We start from the raw sequence: 6,634 nt of genomic DNA, 5'->3' as shown, positions 1-6,634 counted from the left end.
CCACACAGATTGTCTGATAAATTGTTAAAGAGCGTTGCGAGCAGTGCCGGAGCTTCCTGCCGCGAGGTGGCGTATATTACGCTTTCCTCCTTCGGAGTCAACTTCTTTTTGAGAAGTTTTTCCGGCGGTTCAGATGCTTCCTGAACCTCCTGAGCCGCTGGCCTGTAAGCCGCTGTGCCGTCTCAGTGGTTGCGCATTATAGGGAGATTCTGGGGAGTGACAAGTGTTTATTGCAAAAAAATGACTGAGCGCGTTATTTTTCAGCGAAGCGTGTTTTTTTACTGCAATTTGCTCGGTAAATCAGCAAATTCATGGGCAAAACGGGTCACCTGCTGCCAGTCGGTGTACTCCACTTCTTTACTGGTGTCTGTTTCTCCCTTAGTCATGCGCATAATCAGTTTGATCATGAATTTGTCAAAGAAGCCGTAACGGGGATAACGCAGCGCACCTGCAAAGACAGCGCAGCAATCAGGTTGCCACGGGGACTGTAGCAAAAACTTGCGCGTGTAGGCATTGGTCTGCGGCGTACGCTTCTCAGGTTTACGTGCGGTCAGGTTTACCGAAAAGAAACCACTTGAACGCTGCTGCAATGCTTTAAGGTGTGTTTTGACAAATTTCGCCACTGCGGGCTGGAAGTGTCCATAACGGATGGAGGCGCCAATCAACACGCGGTCGTACTGTGACCAGTCGATTTCGTTAATCAACTGGATGTTGAACACATCACACTCCTGAGCCTCTTTCAGTTGATTAGCTATATAGAAGGCAATTTCACGGGTCTGGCCATCACGGCTGGAAAACAAGATTAACGCTTTCATTATCGCACTCTCACTTATTCACGCCAGAAGGTCGGCGTAAACAGAACTAACAAGGTGAAGACTTCAAGACGCCCGAACAGCATCGTCAAAATCAGGATCCATTTAGCGGTATCGTTCATTGAGGTAAAGTTGTCCGCCACAACCCCCAGGCCCGGACCAAGGTTGTTCAGGGTCGCAGCAACGGCCGCAAACGCCGAGAAGTCATCAACACCGGTCGCAATGATCGCCAGCATGCTCAGGATAAACACCAGAGCATAGGCCGAGAAGAAACCCCATACCGCTTCAAGAATACGTTCAGGCAGTGCGCGGTTTCCCAGCTTAATGGTGTAAACCGCATTAGGGTGTACCAGCCTTTTCAGTTCGCGCGAACCCTGTTTGAACAGCAGCAGGATGCGGATCACTTTCAGGCCGCCGCCGGTAGAACCGGCACAGCCACCGATAAAGGCCGAGCAGAGTAATAATACCGGAAGGAACAGAGGCCAGCGGGCAATACTGTCAGTCGTAAAGCCCGCCGTGGTGGCCATCGACACCACCTGGAAGAAAGCTTGGTTGAGCGTTTCCATTCCGGTTCGATAAACATTATGGAACCACAGTACCAGAGTGCAGATGATCACCAGCGTAATCTGCACGCCAATAAACATGCGAAACTCAGGATCGCGCCAGTAAACCCGAAGACTGCGCCCACTCAATAATGAGAAGTGCAGACCATAGTTACAGCCGGAGATCAGCAGGAAAACGGCAATAATGGTATTAATCGTCGGGCTGTTAAAGTAGCCGATGCTGGCATCGTGCGTGGAAAAGCCGCCAATCGCGATAGTCGAGAAGCTGTGTCCAATGGCATCGAACAGCGGCATCCCGGCCATCCATAACGCCACTGCACAGGCGACCGTCAGCAGCACATAGATGAGCCATAGTGTTTTCGCTGTTTCGGCGATACGTGGTCGCATCTTGTTATCTTTAAGTGGCCCCGGCATTTCCGCGCGATAGAGCTGCATCCCGCCGACACCCAGAATAGGAAGAATGGCAACGGCAAGCACAATGATCCCCATGCCCCCAAGCCATTGCAGCATCTGGCGATAAAACAGGATGGCCTTAGGCAGTGAGTCCAGCCCCACCAGCGTCGTGGCACCGGTGGTTGTCAGACCGGAGAACGATTCAAAGAAAGCATCCGTCACCGACAGGTTAGGTTGTTCAGCAAAGATAAACGGCATGGCCCCGACGCTACCCAGTACGGTCCAGAACAGCACGACGATCAGGAACCCTTCGCGTGGTTTCAGCTCGCTCTTCTTTTTACGATTCGGCCACCACAGTAACGTCCCGATCATCAGCGCCATGAAAAACGTCTGAGTGAATGCGCGCCCTGCCCCATCGCGGTAAATTAACGCCACCAGTCCGGGCACGATCATGGTGCCTGAGAACAAAATGACCAGTAAACCCACTATGCGGGTAATGGCGCGAAAATGCATTCTGCCGTTCCTTTCCTGACAAGAAGTGTTATTTGAGCGAGGCTAACTGCAGCGAGCCCCGGCTAAAGTCTGACAGATTCTGCCTGAAACCCGCCACCTGTGCATGAGGAATAGCCAGGTGAAGTGTTATGTTCTGCAAAAACTCAGTGTTGAGCAGTTGCCCGTCAAAGCGCGCCAGCATGCGTTCAATATCACCCAACTGAGCATAATCACAGACCAGACTGAAATTCAGCATGGGCACTTTACTCTTGCGGGGCAGTGAACGCAGCGCCTGCTGCACGCCGCCACCATAGGCCTTAACCAGACCACCGGTCCCCAGCTGGATGCCGCCATAGTAACGTACGACGACCGCCGTAATTTCGCCAATATTGTTACCCATCAACTGGGCCAGCATCGGCTTGCCTGCCGTGCCTGATGGCTCACCGTCATCGGAAAAGCCCAACTGCTGTGAGTCATCAGGCGCTCCGGCAACAAAGGCCCAGCAGTGATGCCGGGCCGTCGGGTGTTGTTGTTTAATCTGCTGTACGAAGCCCCGCGCCGCCTCCACACCTTCAGTATGCGCAAGCAGCGTGATAAAGCGGCTTTTTTTGATCTCTTCGCTAAAGCTAAAGAGCTCAGCCGGGATGTCGTAAGCGTCCATCAGGCCAGATGCAGATCGCGCGTCATGTTTTCCACACCACTGGTATGAATCACCACGTTATCTTCAATACGAATCCCACCGTACGGCTTCAGCGCATCTATTTTCCCCCAGTCAAAGTGCTGACTGAACTTACCCGCTCGCCACGGTGCCAGCAGAGAGTCGATAAAGTAGATACCCGGCTCAATCGTCAGCACCATGCCAGGTTCCAGCATGCGGGTACAGCGCAGGTAAGGATACTGTGCAGGTGCCGCCAGGTGAGTTCCCCGATCGTCCTGCATAAAGCCCGCCACGTCGTGAACCTGAAGTCCCAGCGGATGGCCAATACCATGTGGCATAAATGGTCCGGTAAGGTCTTCTTTCACCATTGCTTCCGCACTGATACCGCTGACCAACTGGTGTTTAAGCAACAGACTGGCGATACGATAATGCATCTGCTGATGGTATTCGGTATAGCGCACACCCGATTTCATCGTAGCAATCAGCGCCAGCTCTTCCGCGTTCATATCTTTAATCAGCTGCGCATATTCACTGCCCTCGCTGGCCGCGTAGCTGCGCGTCAGGTCGGCAGCATAGCCGTTGTATTCGGCACCGGCGTCGATCAGGAAACTGCGTCGTTGCTCAGGCGATTGATGATCAAGTTTGGTGTAATGCAGCACCGCTGCATGTTCGTTCAGCGCAATGATATTGCCATAGGGCACATCAGTATCACGATGGCCGGTGGCGCTGAGGTAAGCGACATTAATATCGAACTCGCTCATGCCGGACTGGAAGGCTTCTTTCGCTGCACGATGACCGATGACCGCCGTTTTCTGCGCCTGTCGCATGCAGTACAGCTCATAACTGGTCTTGTAGGCGCGATGGTAATGCAGGAAGTCGATAACGCCTTGTGGATTAACCGCACCGGCATTGAACCCAAGCTGGGTGGCTCGAGCAGGAACCGGCCCGATATACGCAACATTCTGGCGCTGAGCAGGCAGTTGCTGGCCGATGTCATCCGCATTCTTCAGGGCGATAACGTCGATCTCGCCGGTCCAGAAACTGTGTGGCAACGGTTCGACGTTGTGCCAGTAATCAACGGGAGAATAGAACCACAGCTTCGGTTTGTTCACCCCATCAATCCACAGCCAACAGTTAGGCACCTGGGTGACAGGCACCCACGCTTTAAACTGTGGATTCACCTTAAACGGGTAGGTGTGGTCATCGAGAAATACCGTCAGTAATTCCCCGGAATGGATCAGCATCGCATCAAGATTGTGACGCGCAAGAACCTGCTGCGCACGCTGCTGTAGTGTTTTTACATGCTGCTGATAAAGCGTAACCAGTGACTCCATCATCCTCTCTCCGTTATCACGAAATTGTCGGCATCTTATCACAGGCAGCATGGGTATGGCGTTTTGCCGCAGTTGTGATCTTGTTTGCAAATCGACAACGTATCGTTTGCAAATAATTAACACGGCTTCCACACTCACGATCATCTGGTATGACCAGATCCCCTTATCGCGGCTCAGGAGACAGACATGCTCTACCAAGGCGACACCCTTTCCCTCGACTGGCTGGAAGACGGCATAGCCGAACTGGTTTTTAATGCCCCCGGCTCGGTGAACAAGCTGGATACACAGACTGTTGCCAGCCTGGGTGAAGCAATCTCAGTGCTGGAACAGCTGCCGACGCTGCGTGGAGTGCTGCTCAGTTCGCGCAAACCCGCCTTTATTGTCGGTGCCGACATTACCGAATTTCTTTCACTGTTTAATGCTCCGGAAGAAAAACTGACGCAGTGGCTGACCTTTGCTAACAGCATTTTCAACCGGCTGGAAGATCTACCTGTGCCGACCCTTTCTGCCATCAGCGGCTACGCGCTTGGCGGCGGCTGCGAATGCGTGCTGGCCACCGATTTCCGCATTGCGACTGCGGATGCCCGCATTGGCCTGCCGGAAACGAAACTCGGCATCATGCCTGGCTTTGGCGGCTCCGTTCGCCTGCCGCGTCTGCTGGGGGCTGACAGCGCGCTGGAAATTATTGCAGCGGGTAAGGACATTGATGGAAACCAGGCTCTGAAAGTAGGCCTGGTGGATGCGGTCGTGGCAGCAGATAAACTGCACGCCGCTGGATTATCGATACTGAAAGAGGCTATCTCAGGCAGGCAGCCGTGGCGCGAGCGCCGTCAGCCAAAGCTGGAACCGCTGAAACTGAGTAAAATTGAAGCTGCAATGAGTTTCACAACGGCCAAAGCAATGGTGATGCAGACCGCCGGGAAACACTATCCGGCGCCGATCGCTGCGGTAAAAACCATTGAAGCCGCTGCCCGTCTGGGCCGCGATGAAGCCCTGAAACTGGAAACCGCTGCCTTTGTGCCGCTGGCACGCTCCAGCCAGGCTCGTGCTCTGGTTGGTATTTTCCTCAACGATCAGGCCGTGAAAGCCAGGGCGAAACAGCTGACCCGCGATGTTGAAACCCCGAAACAGGCCGCCGTGCTGGGGGCGGGTATCATGGGTGGCGGCATTGCCTATCAGTCAGCATGGAAAGGCGTGCCGGTGATCATGAAAGATATCAGTGAGAAATCGCTGGCGCTGGGAATGGGCGAGGCAGCCAAGCTGCTGAATAAACAGCTGGCGCGCGGCAAGATCGATGGAATGAAACTGGCCGGTGTGATCGGCACCATCCAGCCCACTCTGCACTACGCGGGTTTTGATCGCGTCGATGTGGTGGTCGAAGCCGTGGTGGAAAATCCAAAAATCAAAGCTGCCGTACTGGCAGAAACCGAAAGCCATATCCGCCCGGATACCATTCTGGCGTCTAACACCTCCACCATTCCTATCAGCAAGTTAGCGGAAGCCCTGACCCGCCCGGAAAACTTCTGCGGGATGCACTTCTTTAACCCGGTACCGCGTATGCCGCTGGTTGAAGTTATCCGTGGGGAGAAAACCGCTGAGACGACCATCGCCAAAGTGGTGGCCTGGGCCAGCAAGATGGGTAAAACGCCCATCGTGGTCAACGACTGCCCGGGATTCTTTGTTAACCGTGTGCTGTTCCCTTACTTCGCCGGGTTCAGTCTGTTACTGCGTGACGGTGCGGACTTCCGTCAGATAGACCGGGTGATGGAGAAGCAGTTCGGCTGGCCGATGGGGCCGTCCTGGCTGCTGGATGTGGTGGGGATTGATACCGCACATCATGCACAGCAGGTCATGGCTGATGGCTTCCCGCAGCGCATGCAGAAAGACTACCGTGATGCTATCGACGTTCTGTTCGACGCGAAACGCTACGGGCAGAAAAATCAGCAGGGCTTCTGGCTCTGGGAAACCGATGCCAAAGGCAAAGTGAAAAAAATCACTGATGCTGAAACCGATCGTCTGTTACAGGGCGTATGTCAGCCTAAGCGGGTATTCAGCGATGACGAAATTATTGCCCGCATGATGATCCCGATGATTAATGAAGTGGTCCGCTGCCTGGAGGAAGGGGTTATCGCCAGCCCGGCCGAAGCAGATATGGCGCTGGTCTACGGTCTGGGCTTCCCACCGTTCCACGGCGGAGCTTTCCGTTATCTGGACACTCTCGGCAGCGACAGGTTCGTCGCCATGGCTGAACCGTTCATTACTCTCGGCGCGCTTTATAAGGTGCCGGAAGGTTTACGCGAAAAAGCGGTTCAGGGCGGAAGCTGGTATCCACTCGTCCCCGCGATGCACGATTTAACTGTTAAAACGGCGTGAGGAAATGAA

The 6,634-nt window shown here is 54.0% G+C and carries 5 protein-coding genes; 1 reads left to right on the top strand and 4 read right to left on the bottom strand.

Going from position 1 to position 6,634, the window contains the following annotated elements; translation table 11 throughout:
* Positions 1 to 278: 278 nt before the first annotated feature.
* Genes hemG through pepQ form a run of 4 tightly spaced genes read right to left on the bottom strand, consistent with a single transcriptional unit; the run spans position 279 to position 4,252 of the window.
* Positions 279 to 815, bottom strand: a complete 537-nt coding sequence (gene hemG / locus ABEH87_RS20490) for a menaquinone-dependent protoporphyrinogen IX dehydrogenase (protein ID WP_346579112.1) — start codon at positions 813 to 815, stop codon at positions 279 to 281.
* A gap of 14 nt (positions 816 to 829) precedes the next feature.
* On the bottom strand, positions 830 to 2,281 hold the full coding sequence (trkH, locus tag ABEH87_RS20485; RefSeq protein WP_346579110.1) for a Trk system potassium transporter TrkH: 1,452 nt from the start codon (positions 2,279 to 2,281) through the stop codon (positions 830 to 832).
* Between the two features lie 28 nt (positions 2,282 to 2,309).
* Complete coding sequence (locus ABEH87_RS20480; protein WP_346579108.1) at positions 2,310 to 2,921, bottom strand: IMPACT family protein; 612 nt, start codon at positions 2,919 to 2,921, stop codon at positions 2,310 to 2,312.
* Positions 2,921 to 4,252: a Xaa-Pro dipeptidase gene (gene pepQ, locus ABEH87_RS20475; RefSeq protein WP_346579115.1), complete on the bottom strand. Its 1,332-nt coding sequence runs from the start codon at positions 4,250 to 4,252 to the stop codon at positions 2,921 to 2,923. The genes ABEH87_RS20480 and pepQ overlap by 1 nt, the downstream gene beginning before the upstream one ends.
* 186 nt (positions 4,253 to 4,438) lie before the next feature.
* On the opposite strand from pepQ, the gene fadB reads away from it, so the two are divergent.
* Positions 4,439 to 6,625 carry a fatty acid oxidation complex subunit alpha FadB gene (gene fadB, locus ABEH87_RS20470; protein ID WP_346579106.1) on the top strand — a complete coding sequence of 729 codons (2,187 nt, stop codon included), beginning with the start codon at positions 4,439 to 4,441 and terminating at the stop codon, positions 6,623 to 6,625.
* Positions 6,626 to 6,634 lie beyond the last annotated feature (9 nt).

The sequence above is a fragment of the Erwinia sp. Eh17-17 genome (assembly GCF_039675725.1).
Lineage (GTDB): Bacteria > Pseudomonadota > Gammaproteobacteria > Enterobacterales > Enterobacteriaceae > Erwinia.
The sequence above is the reverse complement of the archived record's forward strand: the minus strand, read 5'-3'. Positions and strand labels throughout refer to the sequence as shown.